Source organism: Nonomuraea sp. NPDC049695 (genome assembly GCF_040674955.1).
In the GTDB taxonomy this organism is placed as follows: Bacteria; Actinomycetota; Actinomycetes; order Streptosporangiales; family Streptosporangiaceae; genus Nonomuraea; species Nonomuraea helvata.
The window spans coordinates 1-24,938 of record NZ_JBFANV010000127.1; the positions used below are offsets into that span (position 1 = coordinate 1).

Here is a 24,938-nt window from a genome sequence, read left to right on the forward strand (position 1 = left end):
GACTTGGCCAGGAACTTCGGTTTGAAGTCTTCCACCGCGAGCGCGTCATGATCGCGCACGACCCGTTTGGCCCACTTACGGCCGGTGTCCTCCCGCTGGCGGGCAACCTTCTTGTACTGCTTGGCACGCAGCGTCTTCGCCTCGCGGTAGCCCCTGGAGCCGGGCCGCCCTCTGGCGGGCTTGCGGCGAGCCATCATCTTGTCGTACCGGCCCAGCCTGGCCTGGGCCTTCTTGCCGTACTCGGGGTGCGGCAGATCGTGGTCATCGCTGGTGGTGGTCGCGGTCTCCCGCACGCCCCAGTCGATGCCGATCACCCGCCCCGTCTCCGGCAGCGGCTGCACCAGGGCGGGCACGACGAACGAGCAGTACCAGTGGCCGAGGCTGTCGCGGTACACCCGCACCGACGACGGCTCGCCGGGCAGGCCAACGACCACACCACGGCCAGCACAATCCCGCCCGCCAGGTGCAGGCGACCGTCCTTGATACCGAAGCCGCGCCGGCCCGGCAGGCGTTCGGCGATGTCCTTGAGGGCTTTGGCGCGGGACCGGCCGAAGTCCCGGATGATCTGCTGCTGCGGGACGCTGGAGCCCGCACGCAGCCACGGCGTGATCCGGCGGGCCTCGGTCAGCATCTTGTCGAGCTGGGCCGGGCCGCACGTCCGGTTGTCGCCCGGGTGGGCCCGGTTGTGCAGGTGCACCTGCTTGGACTTGGCGACGCACTCGTTCCAGATCCACCGGCACCGGTCCCACTCGGCCAGCAGCGCGGCGGCCGCGGTGGACGACACCCGAAGCCGGTAGGTGTACCGGGCACGCCCGGCACCCTCGGCTACCAGCTGTGGTGTCGTCACGATCGGCGAATCTATCGGAGAGGTACGACAAAATTAAGCGTTCGCCGCCCGCGGGGTTGAAGCCGGATCACCCCGGCGGCGATCCGCCTGTTCCTATCCTGCTTCGCATGAGGTCCAGATTCCTCCCGGCCCTAAAGGACTCTGTTGCCCAATTCGGTTCACGCGGTCAGCTCCAGTACGAGCCGGGCGAAGTGTGATGTACGGGTCGTCCCTCGGGGTGTTCAGTGAGCCAGGCGTCGAGTCTGACCATGTTTATGGCTGAGGCGGTGAGCATATGGCCGAGATGGGTCTTGGCCATGCCGATGTATCGGGTCCGTCGGATTTCCAGGTCAACAGCTTGTGAGATCGTGCCTTTCACCCCGACTCGGACCTTGTAACGCGTCTTCCACTCGTCAGTGCGTTGCTCGTGGCGGGCGTACTCCAAGGCTTCGTGCTGGGTTGAGGTCGAAGGGTGAGCTGGCGTAGACCGATCCCCACGTGGGCAGCGACGCCGACCTCCACTCGCCGCCACCCGTCACAGGCTCCCTTTCCACCGCCCTGAGGGGAGAACCCGAGTAGAGGAACGACATCCTGAACCAGGAAACGATCAAGGCGATGAAGGTGCGCCGAATTGGGCAACAGGGTCCTAAAGGACCGGGCTTCCTCCAAAGGTTTCGGTGACGGCATGGCACGGCGAGCGCTGCTGGCGGGGATCGACGTGGGCACCACCCACGTCAAGGTGGGCCTCTTCGACGAGCGAGGGACCCGCGTCGCGTCCGTACGCCAGGCGACCCCGCGCGAGCTGCCCGCCCTCGTGGCCGCCGTCTCGCGGGCGCTCGGCGAGTGCGCCGCCCGGGCCGGGCGCGGGCCGGACGCGATCGGGGTCGCGGGGATGGCCGAGACCGGCGTGCCGCTGGACGGGTCCGGCCGGGCGCTCATGCCGCTGCTGTGGTGGAACGACCCCCGGGCCGCGCGGGAGGCCGCCGAGCTGGGCCGGGACGCGCAGGCGCTGTACGCGCTGACCGGCCGCCGGGCCGACCCCAAGGCGCCGCTGGCCAAGTGGCTGTGGCTGCGGACCCACGCGCCGGACGTGCTGGAGTCGATGCGGTGGTGGGCGCACGTGCCCGACGCCCTGGCGTACGCGCTCACGGGCCGGCTGCGCACGCACGAGACGCTGGCCGCCCGCACGCTGGCCTATGACGCGGGGGCCGGAGCCTACGACCCGGACCTGCTGGCGCTGGCCGGGCTGCGGGTCGAGCAGCTGCCTCCCACGGCCGGAGCGGTGGAGCCGGTCGGCCCGCTGACGGCCCGGGTGAGCGGGGTGGCGGCCGGCGTTCCCGTGGTGATCGCGGGGCACGACCACGCGGTGGGGTCGTGGGCGTCGGGCGTACGGCGCCCCGGGGACGTGGCCGACTCCCTCGGCACGGCGGAGGCGGTGATGGTGCTGTCGGACTCCCGGCCGGACCCGCGCACCGGGCTGGCGCTCGGCATCACGACCGACCCGTCACTGGACGGCGCCCGCACCGTGGTGGTCGGCGGGCTCCCCACGAGCGGCGCCATGCTCGACTGGCTGCTCGGACTGCTGACGCCCGAGGGTGAGCCCGCCGGGGACCGAGCAAGGGAGCACGCCGAGCACCGAGCAAGCGGGCACGCCGCCTCCCCTGGCGGCCGAGGCGGGTATGACGCCTTGCCGGGGCTGCTGGACGGGGTGCGGCTGCCCACCGGGATCGTCATGGAGCCGTACCTGCGGGGCCGGGTCGCGCCCGCGCCCGATCGCGACCGCCGTGTGACGGTGTCGGGGCTCGGCCCCGAGCACACGTCCGGCGACCTGCTGGCGGCCGCCGTCGAGGGCACCTGCCTGCACGCCCGCTGGATGCTCGACGAACTCACCGCCGTGACCGGCACCACCCCCGAGCGTCTCGTCGTCCTCGGCGGGCAGGTCAGGATCCCGCTGTGGACGCGGGTCAAGGCGGCGGTGTCGCCCGTCCCCGTCGAGGTGGTGCGGGACGGCGACGCGGTGTGCGCCGGCGCGGCGCTGATCGCCGGACAGGCCGGCGGGTCGCTCGACGACGTGCCGCTGCTCCCCCGCGACGTCCCGCCGCACGACCCCGGCCTCGCCGCCGCGTACGTCCCCCTGTACGAGCGCTTCCTGGCCTCGGCCCGCCGACCCGGATGAGCAGGGCCACAGGAGGAGCATCGCGACCAAGATCGGAGCACTCATGACCAGTCCGCAGACCGGCACCCCCGCGCCGACGCTCGACCTGCTGGCCCGCCCTTCCGGCGGGTTCGCCATGGTGGCGATGGACCAGCGCGAGAGCCTCAGGCAGATGTTCGCGGCGGCGACGGGCGAGCGGGTGGGCGATGAGACGCTGACCGGGTTCAAGCTGGCGGTGGCGCGCGAGGTCGGCCCGTACGCCTCGGGCTTCCTGATCGACCAGGACTACGGATTCGGCCGGGTGGCCGCCGAGGGCCTGGTGCCGGGCGGCCTCATCGTCGCCGTGGACCTCCTCCGGCAGGACCCTGACGGTCCCGTCGAGGACACCTCCATCGACGAGCGGGTCGACCTGGCCGCCGCCCGCCGCGCCGGTGCCGTGGCCGCCAAGCTGCTGCTGATCTGGCGCGACGACGAGCACCGCGCGCAGCGCCTGGAGAGCGCCGCCGAGTTCGTACGGCGCTGCGCCGACGCGGGGCTGCTCTCCGTGCTCGAAGGCGTCGCAAGGCCTCCGGCCGGGGCGGCGGGACCCTTCGACGGGCCTGCCGCGATCCGCGAGGCCGCCAGCGAGCTGGCCGGGCTGCGGCCCGGCCTCTACAAGGCGCAGGTGCCGCTCGGAGGGGCCGCGCCCGAGGAGCGGCTTGTGGAGGAGTGCGCGCGGCTCGACGAGGTGATCCCGGTGCCGTGGGTGGTGCTCTCCCAGGGCGTGGAGCGGGACGACTTCCCCGCCGCCGTGCGCGCCGCCTGCCGTGCGGGCGCTTCCGGGATGCTGGCCGGGCGGGCCATCTGGAGTGACGTGGTCGGCTCCGGCGATGTGGCCGCCGAGCTGCGTACCCGTTCCGTGCCGCGGCTCCGGCACCTGGCCGAGCTCGTCGACGCCCACGCCCGCCCGTGGAACGCGCCGCACGCCACGGCCACCTGACACGGGTCACGCTGTCAAAGGGTCTGCCTGCCGTCGGACGAGTGGCTATGAAGGCTGAACGTCCCCCCGTCCTGCCGGACAGGGGGACGATCGAGCGCCGCGCCTCACATCAGGCGCTGGCCACCCGATTCGCCGTCGGTCAGAACCAGGCTCCTTGCGGCGGTGATGGGTTCTGCGGCTTGCGGATCACGGTGTCCGCGTGCGCAGAAGTGATGCCCAGCGCCAGCACGGCGACCAGGCCGGCGGCCAGAGCGGCGGCACGGCTGGTCCAGGTACGGGTCTTCATACGGCTCTCCCGGTTGGTCCATGATCACGACAGTGCTGTCCACCAGCATCAGTGCTCCATCCCCGCCCGTCCACCCCAGAATGGCCGAGTGGCCACAAGCGGACAGGACCTCGCACCATGCGGCGCCGAGCGTGGACCTTGCCCGCCTCAGCGCGCCTTCGCGCTCGCACCAGCGGGTACGGGTGTGTCTGGGGCGGACGTCGCTCTGGGGTGGTGCCTTCGGGCGACTGCCGCGGCGCCGGTGCCGCCGGCGACGAACAGCACGGCCAGCGCGAGCCAGCCCACGGTTTCGTGTTCGATGGCGGTGGCGGTGACGAGCACGGGTGAGACCATGGCGGCGATCGCGTAGCCGGTCTGGCTGAGGCCCTGGTAGGCACCGGCGTTGCGCTGGTCGGCCAGTTCGAAGGCCATGCCCCAGCCACCCGCCTCGCCCAGGATCTCACCGAAGGCGTGGGCGAGCCCCGCCAGGAGAAGCAGGACACAGGCGATGATCACGTTTCCGTAGCCCGCCAGCGCGTACAGCCCGCATGCGAGCGCAAGCAGCCACGACGCGCGCCGGACGGCGATCCCGGCGCGACGCACGTCGTGGACGCCACGCGAGACACGCACCTGGAGTACGGCCACGACCACGGTGTTGAGGACGAGCAGCACGGACACGATGGCGGTGGGGGCGCCGATAGAGGCGACCCAGAGAGGGACGCCGACGGTCAGCAGGCCGAACTGCACGGCCACGACGGCGTTGCACGCCACGCTCGCCAGATACGTGCGGTCCTTGAGCGGTGACGGTCCCCCCGCAGGGGTGCCGGCCGCCTGACCTTCCTCCGAGGCGACCATCCGGGCCGGAAGCTCCGGCACCCGGGAGCCGAGCCGTGCCAGCGGCACCGCGGCCGCCAGTAGGAGGACTCCGGAGGCGGTCATCGCGGCCTGGTACGCCACGGCGGTGCCCGTCAGGAGCGCCGCGGCGGCGGCCAGGGTGCCCAGGCCGATGAAGACGTTCGTGACCACGCGCATCCGCGCCCGGACCACCACCCGTTCCGGGCCGGTGTACCACCGTGCCAGCATCGCCTGCTTCGACGTGCCGCTCGCCGAGCGCATCACCGCGGCCAGGCAGGCGACCAGGGTGAACACGACAGCGTTCGACGCGAGCGTGTAGGCGAGCATCGCCAGGCCGTTGAGGGCCGTCGCCAGTGTCTGGACGCGATGCGCGCCGACCCGGTCGGCGATCCACCCCGACGCGTACGAGGCCAGCACACCGGCGCCGCCCGCGATGCCCAGCCCCAGGCCCACCTTGGTCGCACCGAGTCCGATGACAAGCGTGAAGTACAGCGTGCTGACGGTGTAGAAGACGCCGCTGGACAGCGCGAACGCCATCGTGCTGAGAGTCAGCGAGCGGCCGACACGGTCCTCGGGGAAGAAGGTTCGGATCACGCCCCGTTTCTCTCGCACCTGGGGCATGCACACCAATGATGTAGCGTATGGCTACATGGTCGCCGGCCGGAGCGGTGGGGTCATCGCGTATGAACTCGCGGGGATGGACGTCGCCGACGTGCGCTTCGCCGCCTCACCGATCAACGAGCTGACCCTGTCACTGCGCACGTTCCGTGACCCGGGGCGCTATCCCGTGCACCTGCCCTGGCTGCGGCGCACGGAGCACGTTCGATCCAGGCTCGACCTGCCCCTGCTGCACGCCCTGACGAACGACGCGCTGTGGTCGCCCGACTATCTGACACCCCGGCCGCACGCTCCCCTCACCCGCATCGACGACGAACTCGCCGCCGTCGCGCGCGTGCCCCTGGAACGCATGCTCGACGACCTGCGCGCCCTGCATCCCGGGCGGCTGCCCGCACCGTTGCGGGGCGACCCGGCAGACGTTCGCGCGCGCATCACGGAGGCGCTGCGGACGTACTGGCGCACCTGCTTCGCGCCGTGGTGGCCGCGGATGCGGACGGTCCTGCAGGCCGACATCATCTACCGCGGACAGGTCATCTCCGCGCACGGTCTGGCGGCGATGTTCGCCGACCTCAATGAGCGGGTCCACCTGAACGAGGGCGTCGTACGCGTTCGCCTGGTCAGCAACACCGGCTACCGCCGCTCCACCGGCGGAGAAGGGCTCACCCTGGTGCCGACGCTCTTCAGCAGGGGCGTGACCGCCCCGATCTCACCGGAAGAGCCACCTCTGATCATGTACGGCTCGCGCGGCACCGGAACGCTCTGGCAGGCGGAGTCCCGCCGTTCCCCCGCGGCGCTCACCGAAGTGCTCGGCGCGACACGCGCGGGCCTGCTCACGGCGCTGGAGACGCCGGCGTCGTCCACAGAGCTCGCCGGCCGCCTCGGCGTCACCGCCTCGGCCGTCAACCAGCACCTGCGAGCTCTTCGCGACGTCGGCCTGCTCACCGGCGCGCGCCACGGCCGCTCGGTCCTGTATCTGCGTTCGGAGCTCGGCGACGCCCTCATCACGGGCGGGACCGCGGAGGACTCCGAAGACACGCGGTGACAAGCCGCCGCACCGAAGGCTCTTGTCCGCGGCCGTCGTAGCGCGTGCTCCGCCGCGTTCCCCTCGATCCGGCCCGCCGCATGGTTGATGCGAAGCCGTGGCACTGAAGAACCGCTGACCGGTCGACTGTCGCCGCGACGCCCGGTGCCGGCCGCGAACGCCGCCGGCTGTGTGCCCCAACCGCAGTGGTCCCGCTGGGTCAAGCCGCCGCCGGCCCGAACAGGCGGTCCAGGTGGTAGTCGATGATCTTGGTGACGTCCTCATGGCTGCGCTGCCGGCTGAGGACACTGGAGGTCAGGCCGTTGGCGAGAGCCAGAAGGCCTGCGACTTCGGTACGCGGGTCACGATCGGGAGCGATGTCCCCGGCCTGCTGCGCGGCGGTCAACCGTACGGTGAGGAAGTTTTCCAGTGCGTTGGGCAGGGTGAGCCCGACCGCGGCGAGCGCCGGGTCGGTGAGGGCGGCGGTGTAGTAGGCGGTCCAGGCCAGCGAGTCCAGGCGGCTCTGCTCGTCGAAGGGCACGATCACGCCGAGGACGGCGGCGAAAACGCCTCGCGGTGTCAGCTCGCCCGCCGCAGCGGCGGCCCGCTGCTTGACCCGGCGGTCCATGCGGGCACCCAGCTCCGTGAGGCCGGACTCGAGCAGGGCCTGCTTGTTCGTGAAGTAGTACTGGACGACGCGCAGCGAGACCCCCGCCTCGGCGGCGATCTCACGCATCGACACTGCCTGCAGGCCACGGGTGCTGGCGATGCGCAGCAGCGCCTCGGTCAACTGGCGCCGCCGCTCATCATGATCCACCTGTCGAGGCATGCCCGTTTCCTACCTGTTGTTCGTGCTGTGCTTCGGCGTTGCGGTCCCGCCTGGCCGGGGGAAGGTGAGGATCCGCTCGGCGACCAGGTCCGGAGCTTCGACGGGCAGCGAGTGCCCGGTGCCGGGCACGATCTCCACGCGCCAGGACGGCGTGATGTCGGCCAGCCGCGCGGCCACCGCCTGCGCGTCGTGCAGCGTGCTGCGGGCGCCCAGCAGCACCTGTACGGGCACGGGCACCTCGCGTATCTGCTCGTCGGTGTAGACGGGCGGGACGAGCACGTGCCGGCGGAAAGACCATCCAGCCCGCATCAGCTCCACCAGCCCATCCTCGCGCAGCACCCCGTTGCCCACCACACCGGCCATGCGGTGTCGCAACGTACGAGGAAGCATGGAGGCGATGGCGCCCAGGGCGGCCCACCGGACGAACCGCCCGGTTATCGGCGCGAATCCGGCCGGGTCCACCAGCGTCAGCGCCGCGACCCGGCCGCCCCCCGCCGAGTTGCTGTTCCACCGCGGTCCATACCGCGGTCCAGCCGCCGGCAGAGAAGCTCACCACGTGTGCGCGCTCGGCTCCGACCGCGGCCAGGACGTCGGTGAGCCAGCCGCCGACCTCGGCATCGGTCGCGAGCGTCCGCCTCTGAACCGAGCGGCCGGGCTCGCCGAGCGGGTCAAGGGCAAGGACCGGACGCATGCGCGCCAGCGGCTCGATGTAGTGGTACCAGCTCAGCGCGTTCCCGCCGGCACCGGCCACGAGGACCACGGGATCCCCCTCGGCGGGCCCGGCCCGGTGGATCCGCACACTGCCGGCGCGGGTCTCCACATCGATGGCGTCCACCGGCACCGGCCACAGCTCGCCGAGCACTCGGTCGTAGACGGCGTAGTACTTGTCGCGGGCAGAGTCGCTGGTGAAGGCCCTGTTCTCGTATAGCTACGACGAGGGGACAAGTAGCTCAGTGTGATTTCAGGGCCTCTGCTTGGGTACGGGGCTCGGGGACCACTCCGTTGTTCATGGCGGCGAAGTCGGCGTGCGCGGCCTCGACGGCTTCGGGATAGGCCTCGCGCTTGGCGTGTTCGGCCAGCGCCCGGTAGATGCTGGCGACGGAGGGGTTGTCTCCCTTGCGCTTGCCGGTGGGGATGAACAGGTCGGGCTGGATCTGCTCGACGGACTCGCCGCCCGCCCGGCGCCGGAGCACGGTGTGCAGCATGTCGTCGGTGATCACCGGGGGCCGACCGCCGTGCTTGCCCTTGCGGGCCGCGGTGTCCAGGCCCTCCAACGTGGACTCGCGGATGTTCTCTCGCTCGGTCTCCGCCATCGCCGCGAAGAACGCGAACAGCAGCTTGCCCGGGCCAGTGGGGTCGTAGATGCCGGGCAGGGGCCCGGCGAGCATCTCCAGGACCAGGCCGTGGGCGGTGAGGTGGTCGGCGAGCGCGGTGAGTTCGGCGGCGTCGCGGCCGAGGCGCTTCATCTCGTGAACGGTGAAGATGACCCGGCAGTGCGGGGCGTGCGCCTTGACCTCCCGCGCGGTTCGCAGCGCCTCCTCGAACCGGGGCCGGACCCGCACCCGGGTGCTGATCTTCTCGCTGAAGATCTTGTCCCTCGGGATGCCGTGCTTGCTGAGCGCGTCGAGTTGGGAGTCGAGTTCCTGCCCGAGCGTCGAGCATCGCGCGTAGCCGATGCGGATGTCCGCACTCGGCAGGTCCGGGTCGATCGGCGCCGGTGGCGGGGTGCCGGGCCGCCACGGCCGGCCCGGCCCACGGTCGGCCGGGGTCGGCACCCGCAGCGACTTCTTCAGCCGGGGCACCTTCGTGAAGCGGCGGGTGTGGTAGGCGGAGGCGACCGCGCCGCCGCGCGAGCGGCACGGGGAACCGGGCTGGGCGTCGCACTTCGGACAGGCGTGCTGTTCGACGTCGTCGGCGTCCGACCGGTCGGTTGGGGAAGGGCGCTGAGGGTCCGTCATAAACCCGGATTTTCGCACAATGCAAGTCTCAGAAGGGGGCCCGTCCTGCTTTTGAGTGAGAACGGATTCTGCGAACGAATCCGGGATCGGCGGGGGTCCGGCGGCCCGTGATTGATCTTGCTCGCGCAAAGGACCGTTTATGAGAGAACGCAGGATGCGGGCCGGACCAGACGCGAGGCGAGCAGCCGGTCGCGCAGGGTGGTGGTGACGGTGCCGACATCACCGAGTTGCCACAGCCAGGACGGCGGGATGGTGCGTACCGCGCAGGCTGCGATCACGGCGTGGCACTCGGCGCCTTCGGAGTGGCCTTGCAGTCCGTTGCCGACGACCCACGTCAAGCCGGAGGTTCTCGGCCATGCGGCCGCCGGGGCCGCTCCTTGCCATCCGCCCCGCACCGCCATAGCATTATGACCGTAAGCCAAACGATCGTAATTCAATTACTCAGGAGTCCGTCATGGCGACACAACGGCCGGTAGCACTCGTGACGGGGGCGTCATCGGGGATCGGCAACACAACCGCTCGCGCCTTCGCCGCAGCCGGGTTCGAGGTGATCGGAACCGGACGGAACACCTCGGGACTCACCCCGCCCGCCGGTGTGACCTTCCTCGACCTCGACGTGACCAGTGACGAATCCGTCACCGCCGCCGTCCAGGAAGTGATCGAACGGTTCGGACGGATCGACGTCCTCGTCAACAACGCCGGTCTGGGCTCGGCCGGCGCCGCCGAGGAGAACTCCGTCGCCCAGGCCCAGAGCCTCTTCAACCTCAACTTCTTCGGTCTCGTCCGCATGACGAAGGCTGTCCTGCCGCACATGCGCGCCCAGGGCCGTGGACGCATCGTCAACCTCTCGTCCGTCCTCGGCGTCATCCCGCAGCCCTACATGGCCCTCTACGTCGCCGCGAAGCACGCCATCGAGGGCTACTCCGAGTCTCTGGACCACGAAGTCCGCGAGCACGGCGTCCGCGTCCTGCTCGTCGAGCCGGGCTACACCCGGACCGCCTTCGATGCCAATGCCGCGCAGCCCGACACCCCGCTGCCGCTATATGCGGAGCGGCGGCGTGTCTTCGACGAAGTGGTCGCTGAGGCGATGAAGGCCGGCGACGACCCCGCCGTCGTCGCCAAGGAGATCGTCACGGCGGCCACCGCCCCGAAGCCGAAGCTGCGCTACACCGCCGGACCTCTCGCCTCACGCATCACCACCGCGCGACGCCTCGTCCCCGCCGGGATCTTCGACAAGCAGATCCGCAGATTCAACCGGATGCCCGGCTGACGTCGCACCCGGCTCATCGACCTGCACTGCGCGCGAGAGGCGCGCGCCCCTCCGACCTGAATAGGAGCATCACCATGGGAATCAGTACGGAAGCACAGCAGTTCGCGCAGTTCCTCGAAAGCGTGCGCGCGAAGGCGTCGACACCGGGCCTCGATCTGGCCGTCGTCCGCGACATCGTCGACACACACGCTTCGGCATCGACCGAGCCGGAAGGCGTCACCTACGCCGACGTGGACGCCGACGGCGTCCCCGCCCTGTGGGCCATCCCCGAGGGCGCCGACCCCGACAGGGCGCTGCTCCACCTCCATTTCGGCGGATCGGTCGCCGCCTCGATCTCATCGGACCGCAAAGCCGCTGGCCACATCGCCAAGGCGGCCGGAGTCCGCTCACTCGTGGTGGGCTTCCGCCTGGCGCCCGAGCACCCCCACCCGGCGCAGATCGACGACGTCGAGACCGCCTACCGCTGGCTGCTCGCGCAGGGCTACGAGCCGCGGAACATCGGCAGCACCGGCCACTCCATCGGAGGCACCCTGGCGGTCATGCTGCCGCTGCGCCTGCTCGCCAAGGGCGAGGCGACCCCCGGGGCGATCGTCAGCATCTCGCCGTGGACCGACCTCACCATCAGCAACCCGAAGGTCGACGAGAACGAGGAACACGACAAGATGCTCAGCCGGGGCATCCTCGAGCAGTTCCGGGCAGCCTGGCTGCAGGACCCCGCCGTGGACTTCACCGACCCCGACACCAGCATCGTGAACGCCGACCTGACCGGCCTGCCGCCCACGGCCCTCCACTACGGCGAGTACGAGGCGCTTGCCGGCGAGGGCGCCGACTTCGGCCGCCGACTCGCCGACTTCAAGATCCTCTCCGAGGTCCGCCCGCTGCCCGAGGGCCAGCACTCGTTCATCCTGGGCGCGGGGCGCGTGCCCGAGGTGGACCGGGCGATCGGGCAGATGGGTCAGTGGCTTCGCCGGCACCTCGGCAGCTGACGTGGAAGCTGCCCGGACATGCGCATCGTCCGCCGAGTAGGCAACCGAGAAGATCACGCGAAGGGATGGCTGACATGAAGGCATTCGTCGTCGAGAAGTACGGCAGGGACGGCCTGCGCGCCACAGACGTTCGCGAGCCGACCGTCGGGGACGGCGACGTCCTGGTCCGGGTGAGCGCCGCCAGCATCAACCCGCTGGACAAGATGGTCCGCAACGGGGAGTTCAAACGACTCCTGAAGTACAGGCTTCCGTTCGTGCTCGGCCACGACGTCGCCGGCATCGTGACGCAGGTCGGGTCGGCCGTGCGCGACTTGACAGTCGGCGACGAGGTCTACGCACGTCCCCGCGACCTGCGGATCGGAGGCTTCGCCGAGTTCATCGCGATCGACCAGGACGACGTCGCACCCAAGCCGCAGTCCCTCACCCCCCGCGAGGCGGCCGCGGTGCCCCTGGTGGCCCTGGCCGCCTGGCAGATCCTCGTCGACCGCGCCCACGTGATGCCGGGTCAGAAGGTGCTCATCCACGCCGGTGCCGGTGGCCTCGGATCGACGGCCATCCAGCTCGCCAAGCACCTCGGCGCCACGGTGGCGACGACCACGAACACCCGCACCGAGAAGTTGGTCAGGAGCCTCGGCGCCGACATCGTCGTCGACTACACCAAAGAGGACTTCTCCAAGGTGCTGTCCGGCTACGACCTGGTGCTGGACTCCCTGGGCGGGGCGAACCTCGAGAAGTCGCTGACCGTGCTGAAGCCGGGCGGCCTGGCCATCGGCGTCGCCGGCCCGCCGGACGCCGGTTTCGCCAGGCAACTCGACGCCCCCTCGTTCATGGGCATGGCCATGAACGCGCTCAGCCGCAAGGTGCGCAAGCAGGCCAAGGCCCTGGGCGTGCGCTATGAGTTCTTCTTCATGCAGGCCAGCGGCGCCCAGCTCCGCGAACTCGGTGCCCTGTACGACAGCGGGCGGCTCCGCCCGGTCATCGACCGCACTTTCCCTTTCGACCAGACCCTCGAGGCGATGGCGTACGTCGAGCAGGGGCGTACCACGGCCGGAAAGGTCGTGATCTCGATGGCGCCCGGCAGCGACTGAATCGGGCTGGCCGCAGAGAAGGCGTGGCGGTGCTCCAGATGCCGCTCGCCTCCCATTGGAGTTCGTTTGTAATCCAATATGATGGCGAAGCCGGCGGAGGGCAGGTGACTCTTCCGGCGTACAAAGGAGCGAGCGCGTGGTGCGTTACGGGAAAGAGCACAAGCAGGCGACCCGGCAGCGGATCATCGAGACCGCCGGCCGCCGGTTCAAGAAGGACGGTATCGACGGCTCGGGCATCTCGACGCTGATGGCGGACGCCGGACTGACCAACGGCGCCTTCTACGGCCATTTCGAAACCAAGGACGACCTCGTGGCCGCCGCGGTCGCGGACCAGTTGCGCGCGCAGTACGCGAACGTCATCGAGCAGGCGGCCCCCGGCATCGCCGGAGTCGAGCAGATCGTACGGTGGTATCTGTCGCCCCAGCACCGCGACAGTCCCGACGACGGCTGCCCCTCCGCCGCACTCCTCGACGAGATCGGGCGCTGCGCGGACGAGACCAAGCAGGCGTACACCGACGGCGTGCTCGCCGTCATCGACGGTGTCGCCGCTCGCCTGTCGCCTGCCGATCCGCGCTCGGTGCGCACGAAGACCCTCAGCGTCTACGCCATGATGGTCGGGACGCTGCAGCTCTCCCGCGCCCTGGCCGACCGGCGACTCTCCGACGAGCTCCTCGAAGAGGGCATCCGCAACGCCCTCACTCTGCTCAGCGCACAACCACCGGGCAGCGGCTGAAGGTGCTGTTCGACGGGGACGAGGTGCCCTCCTACCACTGCCCGGTGCTCTCCCGGGAAGGCGCCGTCTGCCGAGCATCCGCCCGCTGGCCGGGGATGACCGCGGCCGGGTGGAGGTCGAGCCGGTTGCTCATGTCCAGCTCGAACCGGCCGTAGGGGTTCACGTGCGTCCAGAACAGCGGTGACAAGGCCCGCCGGTCCGCGTCGGTGAGCATGCCGGCCCACTTCGGATCAGCGAGGACCTGCTGCATCAGCAGCGTGTTGACGTGCACGAGGGCGGACTGGAGCAGGTGCAGGGCGAGCATGGACACCTCCTGGGACTCCTTGTCCGCCCCGGCCAGGTCACCGTCCTTGCCATAGAAGAGGTCCTTGTTCGCGCTGTTCCAGTTCTCCACCACCTGCAAGCCCTCGTGGATCTCCTGGCGCAGCTCGGCGTCGGCGAGGTAATCGCAGACGAACGCCGTACGCACTGCCCGCCCGAGTTCCTCGATCGCCTGGTAGGTGGGGTGCTTGAGGCCGCCGCGGGTGAAGCGGCGCAGGACCTGCTCGGCCTCGGCGGTGCCCAGGCGGAGCGCGGTTGTGTACTTCACGATCTGGTCGTACTGCTGGCGGATCAGGCCCCAGTTGATCGTCTTGGTGGACAGCACCGGCGCGAGGTTCGGCCAGTTGTCGTCCTCCCCGGCGGCCGGACGGTACAGCTTCGCGGAGCCGATGTTCTTCAGCCGCGGCATCAGCTTGAAGTCGAGCATGTGGGCGAAGGCGAAGCCGACGATGGACGCGCCGTGGGTGTCGGTGTACTGCCGGTCCACCTCCATGTCGGTGCAGTGCCGCAGCACACCCTCGATCATCGAGGCGACCTCGGAGGCCGAACAGGACTTGAGTTGGGAGTAGATGCACACCGACTTCCGCTCCACATGCCAGTAGATCATCACGCCGGGGCCGCGGTAGCGCTGGTGCCACTCGGTCATCAGGTTCGAGGACCAGGCCCCGAACTTGCGGCTGTCGGAGGCGCAAGCGGTGCCGGTGCCCCACCACATCTCGTCGCGGGCGGCGAAGGTGGCGTTCACCAGCTTGCGCAAGGCGGCGCGCATGTTGGCCCGATTGACGAACAGGTGCCGCACCCGGCGCAGCGTCGCCTCGGACTCGCCGTGCTTGCCGGTGACCGCGACCCGCTTGATGCCCATGTTGGTGCCCAGACCGAACAGCACCAGCAGCAGCCGGCGCCGCAGTACGTCCCTGGACAGGTTCTCTCTGGTGGCGACCGAGGTGAACTCGGCGATGAAGCCGGTGTCGAACTCGGCGTACTTCAAAATGTCCAGCAGGTCGATGGTGCCCCAGCGCCGCTCGATCTCCGCCTTGATGGCCACCAGGGACTCCGGCTCCTCCTGCCTGCCGCGCGGGGACACCCGGATCCACGGCTCGCCGTGCTTCCTGACGATCGCGACCCCGCCCGTGGTGCCCTCGCCGAGAGCGCGGTCGAAGCGGTCGAGTGACGTGCGGAGCTTGACCTTCAGGGCGGTGATGAACTCGCCGGCGTCCTGTGGCTGGCCCAGGGCCGCATAGTGGACGTCCCGGTTGTCCTCGAAGTCGGCGGGCAGGTCGTCCTCCGGGTTGCGCCACCGGTTCGCGCCCACCACCCAGATCTCCCGCCGGCGCAGCGCGTCCCGCAAGCTGACCAGCACGCACAGCTCGTACGGGATGCGCTCGACCCGGCCCTTGTCGTCGACCACCGCCGCCCGCCACTGCTCCGGAACCACCCCGTCCAGAGGCACGCTCTCGGCCGGGTCGAAGAACGCGCCCTCCTTCAACGGCTGTTCCAGGTACCGCTTGAGCAGGTCGATCGCGTCCATCACTGGCCGGTAGGCGGTGTTGTTGCACTTCAGCTCCAACGCCCGCAGCAGCGGCGACAGCATCCGCCGCCAGTGCGCCGAGTACGACGACCGCAGCACGGTGCGGACCCGGGCCTTGTAGCGGGCCTCGTTCGCCGCGGCCTCCGCGGCCAGGGCCTTGAGCGTCTTCTCCCCGCCGACCACGGGGAAGATCACCCGCCGCACCGTGCCGGACGGCTCCGACAGGGCCGCCTCCGCGACCCGCAGCAGCATCGCCTCCTTGCCCCGTACCTTCTTCAGCTCCGCCCCCAGCTCCTTTTCGACCTTCCGCTCCGCCCGCGTGTTGATCTTCAGTACGAGCTGGATGAACAGGTCCACCAGCGAGTCGGTGATCTCCGTCTGCCGCACGTGGCACAGCGTGGCCAGCAGTGTCAGGCGCCGCACCCGCTCCAGCTTGTTCACCTCTGCCAGGAGGCTCTCCAGGCCCGGGGCGCCGGGGTCGGTCTTCAGCTCGGTGAAGTGCGACCGCCCGCCCCCGGCCGCCGCGCCGTCGCGGTCGGCACTCTGCTCGGTTCCGTCGCCCGCGATCAGGTCCTCCAGCCGCGAGCGGGTCGTATGGCCGAGTCGGTCCAGCGTGCTGCGGCAGAACCGCTTCTCGAAGTCCTTGACCGCCTTGCCGACCAGCCACCGCACCTGCCCGGGCGCCGGTGGCTCGACGTGGTCGTTGCGGCACCGGGCCACCACCGCAGCCGCCAGCCGATCCCGCGACAGCTCCACCGGACACAGCTCGGTCGCCAGCCACGCGGCCAGCCGGTCCTGATCCTCCTCGGTGTTCGCCCGGAACCCGTACGCCGCCCGGATCTCGCCCCGATGCCGCTGGATCGCCTTGCTCTGCCAGTCGTACTCCGCCCACGCCCCGGCCGGGACCTTCACCTGCTGGGCCACGTACTCCACCCCGACGGACGGCACCTCCCTGGCCGACTCCGGGAAGCGGGCCTCCACCTCGAAAAACTTCAGCAACAGTGCGAACCCGAGCCGGGTCGCCCCGGACTTGTTCCGCACCCGCTTCATGTCGTCTTCCAACAGCGTCCAGACCTCGATCAGGTCCTCCGGCTCCCAGTCCTGCCGCACCCCGTCCCCCCTCTATCCCGACCGAGATCACTCGTTCAGCTCAACGAGGCGGCGAGGCCGCGACCGCCGGCCCGCGCGAGGTCGCCGGTTTCCGGCCCGCCGCGTAGGCGGGGGTCCTTGCCGGTTCGATCAACTCGGCTTTCAATTGAGGCCTCATACGGGTGATCCCCTGGAGGGGCCGATGCGTGGCTTTCGGGCGTCCGCTGTCGTTCTGATGATCGTTCTCACGACGTTCGCGGCCGCGAATCCCCCGGCCACGTCCGTCGCCGCACCCTCCGACCCGGAGCATCCGGAGCCGGCCTCGCTGGTCACCCTCTCCGTGCCGGACCGGACGGCGATGGAGCGGCTGGCGGCCTCGGGCGCCGACCTCACCGAGCGGATGCGGCCGCAGCCGGACGGCAGCGTCCAGGTGGACGCGGTGGTCACGCCCAGCCAGCTCGCGGCCTACCAGGCGCTCGGCGCGAGCCTGGCCCCGGAGACGCCGCCGCCCCCGGCCACGGCGAAGTCCACCGCCGCGAAGGACCAGCTGGTCGTCGAGCGGGCGGTCTGGTTCAAGTCACGCGAGGGGTACTTCCTGTCCGTCGAGGCGTCCAGCAGCGCCGGCCAGGCCGCCGCGCTCAGCGTGACGTGGACGGGACAGGGCGGCTCGACCGGCCGGGCGCCGATGACGCCGTACGTGGACGCGGGCGCGTACCTGGGCCACCAGTTCAGCACCCCGGTGCCGGCCACGAGCCGGCCGCAGTGGGTCACCGTCACCTCGGCGGCCGGCGGCACGGCCCAGGCGAGGGTCAGAGCGTGGCCCGACGGCGAGCGCCCGGACCGGGCCGGCCCCGGCTACCAGAAGGACTTCGTCACCCAGTACATGCCGCCCGCGCAGCTCAACGAGCGGATCAGGGCGCTGCACCGGCGCTTCCCCAAGCTCACGGAGCTGATCACGCTGCCGTACCCGACCAACGGTTACCGGCGGCACGCCCAGGCCCTGATCGGCACGCCGCCCGCCGCGGCCGTCGTCGTCACCTCCGACGCCTACGGCTCCGAAGGCGGCAACGACCTGGCCGTCGAGCTGGCCGACCCGGGCGCGCCCGGCAGGCCGCTGCAGGTCACCGTGAACGGCAAGCTCATCACCGTCAGCCTGGCCACCGACGGCTCGGGCGCGCCCGCCAGCACCGCCGCCCAGGTGGCCGCCGCGATCAACGCCACCACGCTCAACGCCGCCACAGGCACCGCCGCCACGCTCAACGCCGCCCCGGGCACCGCCGCCGCGGGCATCGGCGTCAAGGCCACCACCTACCGCGCCGACCCGGGTGCCGGCGTCATGGCGCCCGCGCCGCTCACCCAGCTCAGCGACTTCCTCCACGCGCCGGCCGACGTCTCCAGGGCGCCCGCGCGGGTGCTGGCCCTGCGCATCGGCGCGCACCGCGACGGCACGCGTACCGGCGTGCTCGCCTACGCCCAGGAGCACGCCCGCGAGTGGGTGGCTCCCCTGGTCGTCGTCGAGGCGGCCGAGCGGCTGCTGCGCAACCAGGCCCACGACAAGGCCACCCGCAGACTGCTGGAGCGCACCGACCTCTTCGTCGTGCCGACCGTCAACCCGGACGGCGCGAACTACAGCTTCTACGACTTCAACGCCCAGCGGAAGAACATGACGAACCACTGCCCGCCGCAGCAGTCCGACCCGGCGCAGCGCAACACCTGGGGCGTGGACGTCAACCGCAACTACGCGACCGGCTCGCTGTCCGACGGCTACTTCGGCGCCTCGGCCAACTGCCAGAGCGGCACGTACGCGGGACCGGCCGAGCACTCCGAGCCCGAGAGCCGCAACGTCATGTGGCTGGCGCAGACGTACCGCAACATCAGGTTCGCCATGAACGTGCACAGCTACGGCGGCTACTTCATGTGGCCGCCCGGCGCGTACAAGCTTGACGGCCGCGTCACCCTGCCCAGGCCCACGGCCCAGCAGGAGGCGTACTTCCTGCGCTCGGCCCGCACGATCGAGGAGGCCATCGCCGCCGAGCGCGGCACCGTCACCTGGCCGCAGCAGACGGGGCCGGTCACGGACGTGCTCTACTCCGCCGCCGGCAACTCCGCCGACGAGCTCTGGTACGAGCACGGCGTCTACGGCTGGGACTTCGAGGTGGGCGCCGACCTGTGGAACCCCGCGACGCGGGCGTGGGAGGGCGTGGGCTTCCAGCCGCCGTTCGCGGAGGGGCACGCCGAGGCCATGGAGTTCGCGTCGGGGCTGATCTCGCTGGTCGGGGTCGCCGCCGACTACCGGGAACCCTGATCCGCCCTGTCTGGAGGACCTGCGGAGGGCGTTGTTCTCTGAACCAGGGCCGCATGAGTCGCTCAGCGGCACATCGCGTCAATCAGAGGGTCATCGAGTCGTGCTTTCTGCTCGATCTGTCGTGTCGCCGGATCGGGTGTCAGAGCCGGCCTGTGCTCTCACTGATCGGGGAAGCCAGCGAGAGGCGAGGATGCCGAGTGCCATGTGCAAGACGCCGGCCACGGCGGCAACCAGGTGCAGGCCGGTGGTGAAGGCCGTCTTCGCCTCCATGACCACCCCAGGCGCGAGATTGGGAAGCTGGAGGGTTTCGTCCAGGGTGGGCGCCAGGTCCGGCCCCTGGAGCCGGAAGATCAGGGCAGCGAGCGAGCCGAGGAGCGCGATGCCGAGGGCGTTGCCGATCTCGTTGCTGGTCTCCGCGATCGCGCCCGCTGAGCCGGCTCGTTCCGCAGGGACGGCACCGACGGCGGTGTCGGCGACGACGCTGAAACAGATGCCGTAGCCAACGCCCGCGATGACCGTGGAAGCCACGTACCAGCCGATCCCGCCCGTGATCGCCGTGGGGAGGAGGAACAGCAGACCCGCCGCGATGGAGAAGTGGCAGACGATGAGGGCGCTTCGCTTTCCGATGCGATCGACCACGGAGGGCGTGACGACGCAGGTGACGGTGAGAACCACAGCGCCGGGAAGCGCGAGGAGAGCCGCGCTCAGGACAGGCAGGTCAAGGACGGATTGGAGGAAGACGCCTGCCAGGTACGCGGCCGCCGACCACGCCGCCAACGGCAGCAGACCGGTGATGATCGCCACCGTGAAGACACGGTCGCGGAAGAGCGAGAACTCGATCAGCGGCTGCTGAAGGCTCCGCTGCCTGCGGGCGAACCAGGCCAGCAGCCCCAGCCCAGTGATCCCCACGAGAACCGGGACGGCCGACAGACCTTCGGCGGCGGCGTGCTTGAGGCCGTAGATCGTGAGCAGGAGTCCGGCCGCGGAGGTCACGACACTGAGCGCGTCAACGTGGCCTGGGCGAGTTGCACGGACCTCACGGAGCAGGATCGGCGCGAAGAGCAGAAACAGGGCGACGACCGGAATATTGATCAAGAAGATCGAGCCCCACCAGAACCGTTCCAACAAGATGCCGCCGGCAACCGGGCCGACAGCGAATCCGGCCGCGAATGCCGCGGCGAAGACGCCGATGGCTTGCGCCCGTCGCCGCGGGTCTGCGAACAGCTCGCTCAACACGGCCAGGGCCGATGGCAGGAGAGTCGCACCCGCCACTCCCATCAGCGCACGGGCGACGATCAGAAGCTCGGGACTCGGCGCGAACGCCGCTCCCGCGGAGCCGATGCCGAAGGCCGTCGCGCCGATCATGAGCAGCCTCAGCCTGCCGTACCGGTCGCCGATGTTGCCGAACGCGATCAGCAGGGAGCCGACGGCGAAGCCGTAGATGTCCAGCATCCACAAGGCCTGGTCGGCGGTTGGCGTGAGGGCCTGGCTGATCCGGGGCATCGCCAGGAACAGGATCGACCCGTCCATGGAGACCAGCAGTACGGGCCCGAGAACCACCAGAAGGCCGAGCCAGGCCCGCAGAGGCGGTGAGTTGTACGCGTGCTGTCGAGACATGGTGCCAACAGTCCGGCAGGACGGGCTCGGCAACCATCCCCCTGGTGTGGGTGCACCCAACAGGTACACCCACGAGGAGCTCTGTCAGCCTACGCTCGATGCCATGGAGGGTCTTGGAGCGTTTCTGAAGAGTCGTCGTGATCGGGTCACACCGGCTGAGATCGGGCTACGCACTTTCGGCACCACTCGCCGGGTTCCCGGCCTGCGACGTGAAGAGCTCGCCCAGCTCGCGGGTGTGAGCGCCGGGTACTACACGCGTCTGGAGCAGGGGCAAGCAGAGACCGCCTCCAAGCAGGTACTCGACGCCCTCGCGCGGGTGCTGCGGCTCGACCGGATCGAGACCGTTCACCTCCACAATCTCGCTCGGCAACCCGCGAATTTCGGTCTCTCCGACCCTCCTCAAGAGGAGCCCCACCCACGAGTCCTCGCGCTCCTAAATTCTCTGGGAGACTCGGCGCCGGCGATCGTCCTCGGCCGCCGTGGCGACGTGCTCGCGTGGAATCGTACGGGTCACGCGCTCATTGCCGAGCACATCGCGTTCAACGCGCCACAGGAGCCGACGCACCGCCCATCCATTCCACGGATGTTCTTCCTCGATCCACTCACCCGCGACCTGCACCGCAATTGGGACGAGCTCGCCCGTGTTCACGTCGCCTACCTCCGGCTCACCGCGGGTCGATTCCCTACGGACGCACGCCTGGCGGAATTGATCGGAGAGCTCGCCATGCGCAGCGACGAGTTCGCGAGGATGTGGACGATCGGGGAGGTCGCCGACTGCACCGTCGGGACCATGCACCTGCAGCACCCCACCGTCGGTGCCGCGAGCGTCGCTTACCAGGTCTGGCTCCAACCCGACAGCCCCGACCACCGGCTCGAGATCTACACCCCCAACGACCCAAGCTCCGCCGACGCCCTGCGACTCCTGACACATCAAAGCCGCCGGGACACCGAGCCAGACTCCATCCGACAGCGCTGAGCCCGGTGGCTCAACCGGATCTGACCGCAGGCAACCTCCGAGCGTCACGAGCGTCCCGCCATGCTGACGGTGTCCTCGGTGGTCGAGCAGTCGTAGGCGGCCGACGGCACCTGGCGCCCTGACGCCGACGGCCCCGGGCGGAGTTTGCGGCCCTGTTCAGGATCGTGAAAGATAAGTCCCCCTCTCATGAAACGAAGGCAAGCGCAGTGGATTTCACGGTCCGATACGAGCCCTCCCAGGACGAAGTGGCCCGCGCTCTCCTGCAGGGTGTCAGGCGCCAGTACCGGATCCTCTTCCCCGCCCTGACCGGGGTCCTGGTCGTGTGCGGGCTCGCCTACCTCTGCGTGCCCACCACGCTGCACCTGACCGGCGACGGCTACACGGTGCAGACCGACCGGTCCACCGCCACGACGCAATGGGCCATGTTCAGCGGGGTCACCACCACCCCTGAGTTCTGGCTGTTCCTCGTGGACAAGCAGTTCACCGGCTTCCTCCCCCGTCGTGCCTTCACCTCCGAGCAGCAGGCGGAGCTCGACGCCTTCTTCGCCGCACGGAGCAGCGCCGCGGCCTCCTGAACTTTGGCGATGAGTTCCGGGCACTGGCCGGGTTCTTAGTCCTGACGAACCGATTCGGAAGGACGGCAACCATGACGGTGAAGACCCGCGACGAGGCGCTGATCCGCACCTTGATCGAGCGCTGGGCCGAGGCGGTGCACCGCGGCGACCTGGAGGGCGTCGCCGCCGACCACGCCGGCGACATCGTGATGTACGACGTGCCACCGCCCTGCTGCGCTGCGGCACTGAGGAGGACTTCCGCCGTGACCCAGCCAACCGGCTGCGCCTGACCCTCGGCCTGCGCAGGGAGGACGGCCGGTGGGTGGTCGCGCACGAGCACCACTCCTTCCCGTACGTGGCGGCCGGTTGAGCTTCATGCTCTCGGTACGGCGGCGCGGGCCAGGCGGCACAGGTCGGCCGGTCGCAGGGCGTCGGAGCGCTCCCACAGGCCGGGATCGACACAGTCGGCCTGCCGTACGTGCTCGACCACCTCCAGCCCGTGCTGCTTGAGCAGGGCCGACAGCTCGTCGGGGGTGAAGAAGGAGAGCCAGGGCTCGCCGCGCTCGGCCGCGGCGGGCAGGGCGAACCCGGCGTACGCGCTGCCCCGCTCGTCGCGCAGGGCGGGCGGCAGCGCGTACTCCATGACCAGCTCGCTGCCCGGGGCGAAGCGCCCGACGACCGCGAACGTGGCGGCGATCGCCTCCGGCGTGAGGTACATGGCCACGCCGAGCCAGCTCACCAGGGCACGCTTGCCGGGGTCGAACCCCGCCGCGCGCAGCCCGTCCATCAGGTCGCCGGACTCGAAGTCCACCGGTACGAAGGTCAGGCCCTCCGGCTGCCCGAGGCCGGCCGCGTCCGCCAGCTCGCGCTTCCACCGCTGCGTGGCGGGGTGATCCACCTCGAAGACCCGCAGGCCGGCCGCCTCAGAACGGTAGGCGAAGGTGTCGAGCCCGGCGCCCAGCACCACGTACTGCTCCAGGCCGTCGCGGCCCGGCTCGGCCAGGCGGCGCTCGGCGTAGTGGCTGCGGGCGGTGACCTGGGCGCGCGTGCCGGACAGCACGACGTGGTCGCCGTGCGCGCGGTGGTAGCCGAGCGGCTCCTCGGCCCGTTCGCCGAGCAGGGTCGCGGCCACGGTGTCGCGGAAGATGAAAGGCTCGTGATCGACGACGAGATGCGCCGCGCGGGCGGCGGCGGCCATGATCGCGGTCTGGCTGGGCTGCGCTTCATGCATGAGCGGGCGTTCCTTTCTGCGGGTCCAGGAACGCCGACTCTAAACGCAATATCCGGCTTTATACAGCAAGCATAGCATGAGTAAATAAATTTATGACAACAAGCCAATCAACGAGATATTTCTTTCTTTTAGTGCTTTATTTTCCGCCGGTGTTTATCGGGCGGCCTTGCGGACCAGGCGACCGCGGGCGGTGGTTGGGCAGATACTTGACGACAGTCACAGGAATGCCTACCTTCGCCCCATGGACCTGTCCTCCGACGCCTTCGCCGAGCTGGTCGCGATCGACGTGCACGCCCACGTGGAGGTCTCCAAGGACGGCCACGGCTCGCTGAGCCCGGCGCTGGCCGGCGCCTCGGAGAAGTACTTCGGCTCTCACGAGCGGCCGGGCATCGATCAGATGGCCGCCTACTACCGGGAGCGGAAGATGGCCGCGGTCGTGTTCACCGTGGACGCCGAGCACGCCACCGGCCACCCGCGCATCTCCAACGAGGAGATCGCCGAGGGCTGCGCCGCGCACGCCGACGTGCTCATCCCGTTCGCCAGCGTCGATCCGCACAAGGGCCGCGCGGGCGCCCGGGAGGCCCGCCGCCTGGTCACCGACCACGGCGTGCGCGGCTTCAAGTTCCACCCCAGCGTTCAGGGCTTCGCCCCGAACGACCCGATGGCCTACCCGCTGTACGAGACGATCGAGGAGCTCGGCGCGATCGCGCTGTTCCACACCGGCCAGACCGGCATCGGCGCGGGCGTGCCCGGCGGGGGCGGCATCCGGCTGAAGTACTCCGATCCGATGCTCGTGGACGACGTGGCCGTGGACTTCCCCCACCTGAAGATCATCCTGGCCCACCCGTCGTTCCCCTGGCAGGACGAGGCCCTGGCCGTGGCCACCCACAAGCCGTCCGTCCACATCGACCTGTCGGGCTGGTCACCGAAATACTTCCCGCCCCAGCTCGTCCGCTACGCCAACACCCTGCTCAAGGAGAAGGTGCTGTTCGGCTCCGACTACCCGATGATCACCCCCGACCGGTGGCTGGCCGACTTCGCGAAACTCGACATCAAGCCCGAGGTACGCCCCAGAATCCTCAAGGAGAACGCCGCCCGCCTGCTCGGCCTCGGCTCCGACGAAGGGAAGGACCCGGCATGACCATCACCGTGCGCGGCCTGGAGGAGATCAAGACACTCGCCGGGCAGGACCTCGGCGCCAGCTCCTGGCTGCAGATCACCCAGGAGCGGATCGACGCCTTCGCCGCCGCCACCGGCGACCACCAGTGGATCCACGTCGACCTCGAACGCGCCGCGGCCGGCCCGTTCGGCGGCACCATCGCGCACGGTTACCTGACCCTCTCGCTCGTCATCCCCCTGTACCACGAGCTGGTCGACATCCAGGGCGTGACGATGAGCATCAACTACGGCCTCAACAAGGTCCGCTTCCCCAGCCCGGTCAGGGCCGGCGGCAAGATCCGGCTGGCCGCCAAGGTGGTCTCGGTCGAGGACGTGCCCGGCAACGGCGTCCAGATGCTGTGCGACTTCACGGTCGAGATCGACGGCTCGGCCAAGCCCGCCTGCGCCGCCCAGCCCGTCTACCGGCACTACGCCTGACCTGCCTGCCTCTCAGCGAGCCCAGGCGGACGCGCCGCGGCCGGGAAGGCGTTCCCGGCCCAGGCCTCCTCGATCCCGGAGATGTCCCAGCCTCTGGCGGCGATCCACCCCAGGTGCATCTCCAGCACCTGGCCGATG

General features: G+C 70.1%; 26 protein-coding genes and 1 pseudogene. 14 read left to right on the forward strand and 13 right to left on the reverse strand.

Annotated features, from left to right (window positions below; all coding sequences use genetic code 11):
• The 3 genes from AB0J64_RS51970 to AB0J64_RS51980 all read right to left on the reverse strand — a co-directional run.
• Positions 1-353 (reverse strand): transposase (locus tag AB0J64_RS51970; RefSeq protein WP_364045102.1); only part of this gene is annotated, 353 nt, incomplete at its 3' end.
• Positions 311-847: a hypothetical protein gene (locus tag AB0J64_RS51975; protein ID WP_364045104.1), complete on the reverse strand. Its 537-nt coding sequence runs from the start codon at positions 845-847 to the stop codon at positions 311-313. The genes AB0J64_RS51970 and AB0J64_RS51975, both read right to left, overlap by 43 nt.
• A 166-nt stretch (positions 848-1,013) precedes the next feature.
• On the reverse strand, positions 1,014-1,358 hold the full coding sequence (locus tag AB0J64_RS51980) for a transposase (RefSeq protein WP_364045106.1): 345 nt from the start codon (positions 1,356-1,358) through the stop codon (positions 1,014-1,016).
• 153 nt (positions 1,359-1,511) lie between these two features.
• Here AB0J64_RS51980 and AB0J64_RS51985 point away from each other — a divergent pair, with 153 nt between their 5' ends.
• Both AB0J64_RS51985 and AB0J64_RS51990 read left to right on the forward strand, forming a co-directional pair.
• Complete coding sequence (locus tag AB0J64_RS51985; RefSeq protein ID WP_364045108.1) at positions 1,512-3,002, forward strand: FGGY-family carbohydrate kinase; 1,491 nt, start codon at positions 1,512-1,514, stop codon at positions 3,000-3,002.
• 43 nt (positions 3,003-3,045) lie between these two features.
• Positions 3,046-3,960 (forward strand): hypothetical protein, encoded by a 915-nt coding sequence (locus AB0J64_RS51990; protein ID WP_364045110.1) that lies wholly within the window; start codon positions 3,046-3,048, stop codon positions 3,958-3,960.
• A gap of 139 nt (positions 3,961-4,099) precedes the next feature.
• On the opposite strand, the gene AB0J64_RS51995 is transcribed toward AB0J64_RS51990, so the two are convergent.
• Both AB0J64_RS51995 and AB0J64_RS52000 read right to left on the reverse strand, forming a co-directional pair.
• Entirely contained in the window at positions 4,100-4,246 is a 147-nt protein-coding gene (locus AB0J64_RS51995) for a hypothetical protein (protein WP_364045112.1), read from the reverse strand.
• A 147-nt stretch (positions 4,247-4,393) separates the two neighbouring features.
• Positions 4,394-5,674 carry an MFS transporter gene (locus AB0J64_RS52000; RefSeq protein ID WP_364045114.1) on the reverse strand — a complete coding sequence of 427 codons (1,281 nt, stop codon included), beginning with the start codon at positions 5,672-5,674 and terminating at the stop codon, positions 4,394-4,396.
• 55 nt (positions 5,675-5,729) lie between these two features.
• On the opposite strand from AB0J64_RS52000, the gene AB0J64_RS52005 reads away from it, so the two are divergent.
• Positions 5,730-6,740, forward strand: a complete 1,011-nt coding sequence (locus tag AB0J64_RS52005) for a DUF5937 family protein (RefSeq protein ID WP_364045116.1) — start codon at positions 5,730-5,732, stop codon at positions 6,738-6,740.
• 199 nt (positions 6,741-6,939) lie between these two features.
• Here the strand turns inward: AB0J64_RS52005 and AB0J64_RS52010 are convergent, their stop codons facing one another.
• The 5 genes and pseudogenes from AB0J64_RS52010 to AB0J64_RS52030 all read right to left on the reverse strand — a co-directional run bounded on the left by AB0J64_RS52010 (position 6,940) and on the right by AB0J64_RS52030 (position 9,844).
• The gene (locus tag AB0J64_RS52010; RefSeq protein ID WP_364045118.1) at positions 6,940-7,548 is read right to left on the reverse strand and encodes a TetR/AcrR family transcriptional regulator; all 609 of its coding nucleotides are present in this window, start codon (positions 7,546-7,548) and stop codon (positions 6,940-6,942) included.
• 9 nt (positions 7,549-7,557) lie between these two features.
• Positions 7,558-8,010, reverse strand: a complete 453-nt coding sequence (locus AB0J64_RS52015) for an alpha/beta hydrolase (protein ID WP_364045120.1) — start codon at positions 8,008-8,010, stop codon at positions 7,558-7,560.
• Positions 8,011-8,119: 109 nt separating this feature from the next.
• Positions 8,120-8,410 (reverse strand): annotated as a pseudogene (locus tag AB0J64_RS52020) (alpha/beta hydrolase); the annotation flags it as partial.
• A gap of 88 nt (positions 8,411-8,498) precedes the next feature.
• The gene (locus AB0J64_RS52025) at positions 8,499-9,506 is read right to left on the reverse strand and encodes a recombinase family protein (protein ID WP_364045122.1); all 1,008 of its coding nucleotides are present in this window, start codon (positions 9,504-9,506) and stop codon (positions 8,499-8,501) included.
• A 137-nt stretch (positions 9,507-9,643) separates the two neighbouring features.
• Positions 9,644-9,844 (reverse strand): hypothetical protein, encoded by a 201-nt coding sequence (locus AB0J64_RS52030; protein WP_364045124.1) that lies wholly within the window; start codon positions 9,842-9,844, stop codon positions 9,644-9,646.
• A 116-nt stretch (positions 9,845-9,960) separates the two neighbouring features.
• Between AB0J64_RS52030 and AB0J64_RS52035 the strand changes: the two genes are divergently transcribed.
• The 4 genes from AB0J64_RS52035 (at position 9,961) to AB0J64_RS52050 (ending at position 13,583) form a co-directional block, all read left to right on the forward strand.
• The gene (locus tag AB0J64_RS52035) at positions 9,961-10,776 is read left to right on the forward strand and encodes an oxidoreductase (RefSeq protein WP_364045126.1); all 816 of its coding nucleotides are present in this window, start codon (positions 9,961-9,963) and stop codon (positions 10,774-10,776) included.
• Between the two features lie 74 nt (positions 10,777-10,850).
• A complete protein-coding gene (locus AB0J64_RS52040; protein ID WP_364045128.1) occupies positions 10,851-11,762 on the forward strand; it encodes an alpha/beta hydrolase in 912 nt (303 codons plus the stop codon).
• 74 nt (positions 11,763-11,836) lie between these two features.
• Positions 11,837-12,850: an NADP-dependent oxidoreductase gene (locus tag AB0J64_RS52045; RefSeq protein ID WP_364045130.1), complete on the forward strand. Its 1,014-nt coding sequence runs from the start codon at positions 11,837-11,839 to the stop codon at positions 12,848-12,850.
• 136 nt (positions 12,851-12,986) lie between these two features.
• Positions 12,987-13,583, forward strand: coding sequence for a TetR/AcrR family transcriptional regulator (locus AB0J64_RS52050; RefSeq protein ID WP_364045132.1), 597 nt, complete (start codon positions 12,987-12,989; stop codon positions 13,581-13,583).
• Positions 13,584-13,614: 31 nt separating this feature from the next.
• Here the strand turns inward: AB0J64_RS52050 and AB0J64_RS52055 are convergent, their stop codons facing one another.
• The gene (locus AB0J64_RS52055) at positions 13,615-16,542 is read right to left on the reverse strand and encodes a Tn3 family transposase (protein ID WP_364045134.1); all 2,928 of its coding nucleotides are present in this window, start codon (positions 16,540-16,542) and stop codon (positions 13,615-13,617) included.
• A 214-nt stretch (positions 16,543-16,756) separates the two neighbouring features.
• Here AB0J64_RS52055 and AB0J64_RS52060 point away from each other — a divergent pair, with 214 nt between their 5' ends.
• On the forward strand, positions 16,757-18,826 hold the full coding sequence (locus AB0J64_RS52060) for a M14 family metallopeptidase (protein WP_364045136.1): 2,070 nt from the start codon (positions 16,757-16,759) through the stop codon (positions 18,824-18,826).
• Between the two features lie 90 nt (positions 18,827-18,916).
• Here AB0J64_RS52060 and AB0J64_RS52065 read toward each other — a convergent pair whose 3' ends face one another.
• Positions 18,917-20,443, reverse strand: a complete 1,527-nt coding sequence (locus AB0J64_RS52065) for an MFS transporter (protein WP_364045138.1) — start codon at positions 20,441-20,443, stop codon at positions 18,917-18,919.
• A 103-nt stretch (positions 20,444-20,546) separates the two neighbouring features.
• On the opposite strand from AB0J64_RS52065, the gene AB0J64_RS52070 reads away from it, so the two are divergent.
• The 4 genes from AB0J64_RS52070 (at position 20,547) to AB0J64_RS52085 (ending at position 22,343) form a co-directional block, all read left to right on the forward strand.
• On the forward strand, positions 20,547-21,419 hold the full coding sequence (locus tag AB0J64_RS52070) for a helix-turn-helix transcriptional regulator (protein WP_364045140.1): 873 nt from the start codon (positions 20,547-20,549) through the stop codon (positions 21,417-21,419).
• Between the two features lie 206 nt (positions 21,420-21,625).
• Positions 21,626-21,994, forward strand: coding sequence for a YcxB family protein (locus AB0J64_RS52075; protein WP_364045142.1), 369 nt, complete (start codon positions 21,626-21,628; stop codon positions 21,992-21,994).
• A 71-nt stretch (positions 21,995-22,065) separates the two neighbouring features.
• Positions 22,066-22,263 carry a hypothetical protein gene (locus AB0J64_RS52080; RefSeq protein ID WP_364045144.1) on the forward strand — a complete coding sequence of 66 codons (198 nt, stop codon included), beginning with the start codon at positions 22,066-22,068 and terminating at the stop codon, positions 22,261-22,263.
• The gene (locus AB0J64_RS52085; protein ID WP_364045151.1) at positions 22,206-22,343 is read left to right on the forward strand and encodes a nuclear transport factor 2 family protein; all 138 of its coding nucleotides are present in this window, start codon (positions 22,206-22,208) and stop codon (positions 22,341-22,343) included. Before AB0J64_RS52080 ends, AB0J64_RS52085 begins: the two co-directional genes overlap by 58 nt.
• A gap of 3 nt (positions 22,344-22,346) precedes the next feature.
• Here AB0J64_RS52085 and AB0J64_RS52090 read toward each other — a convergent pair whose 3' ends face one another.
• A complete protein-coding gene (locus AB0J64_RS52090; protein ID WP_364045146.1) occupies positions 22,347-23,204 on the reverse strand; it encodes an SAM-dependent methyltransferase in 858 nt (285 codons plus the stop codon).
• Between the two features lie 241 nt (positions 23,205-23,445).
• On the opposite strand from AB0J64_RS52090, the gene AB0J64_RS52095 reads away from it, so the two are divergent.
• Both AB0J64_RS52095 and AB0J64_RS52100 read left to right on the forward strand, forming a co-directional pair.
• Positions 23,446-24,345: an amidohydrolase family protein gene (locus AB0J64_RS52095; protein ID WP_364045148.1), complete on the forward strand. Its 900-nt coding sequence runs from the start codon at positions 23,446-23,448 to the stop codon at positions 24,343-24,345.
• The gene (locus AB0J64_RS52100; protein WP_364045150.1) at positions 24,342-24,800 is read left to right on the forward strand and encodes a MaoC family dehydratase; all 459 of its coding nucleotides are present in this window, start codon (positions 24,342-24,344) and stop codon (positions 24,798-24,800) included. Before AB0J64_RS52095 ends, AB0J64_RS52100 begins: the two co-directional genes overlap by 4 nt.
• The last annotated feature ends 138 nt before the right edge of the window (positions 24,801-24,938 follow it).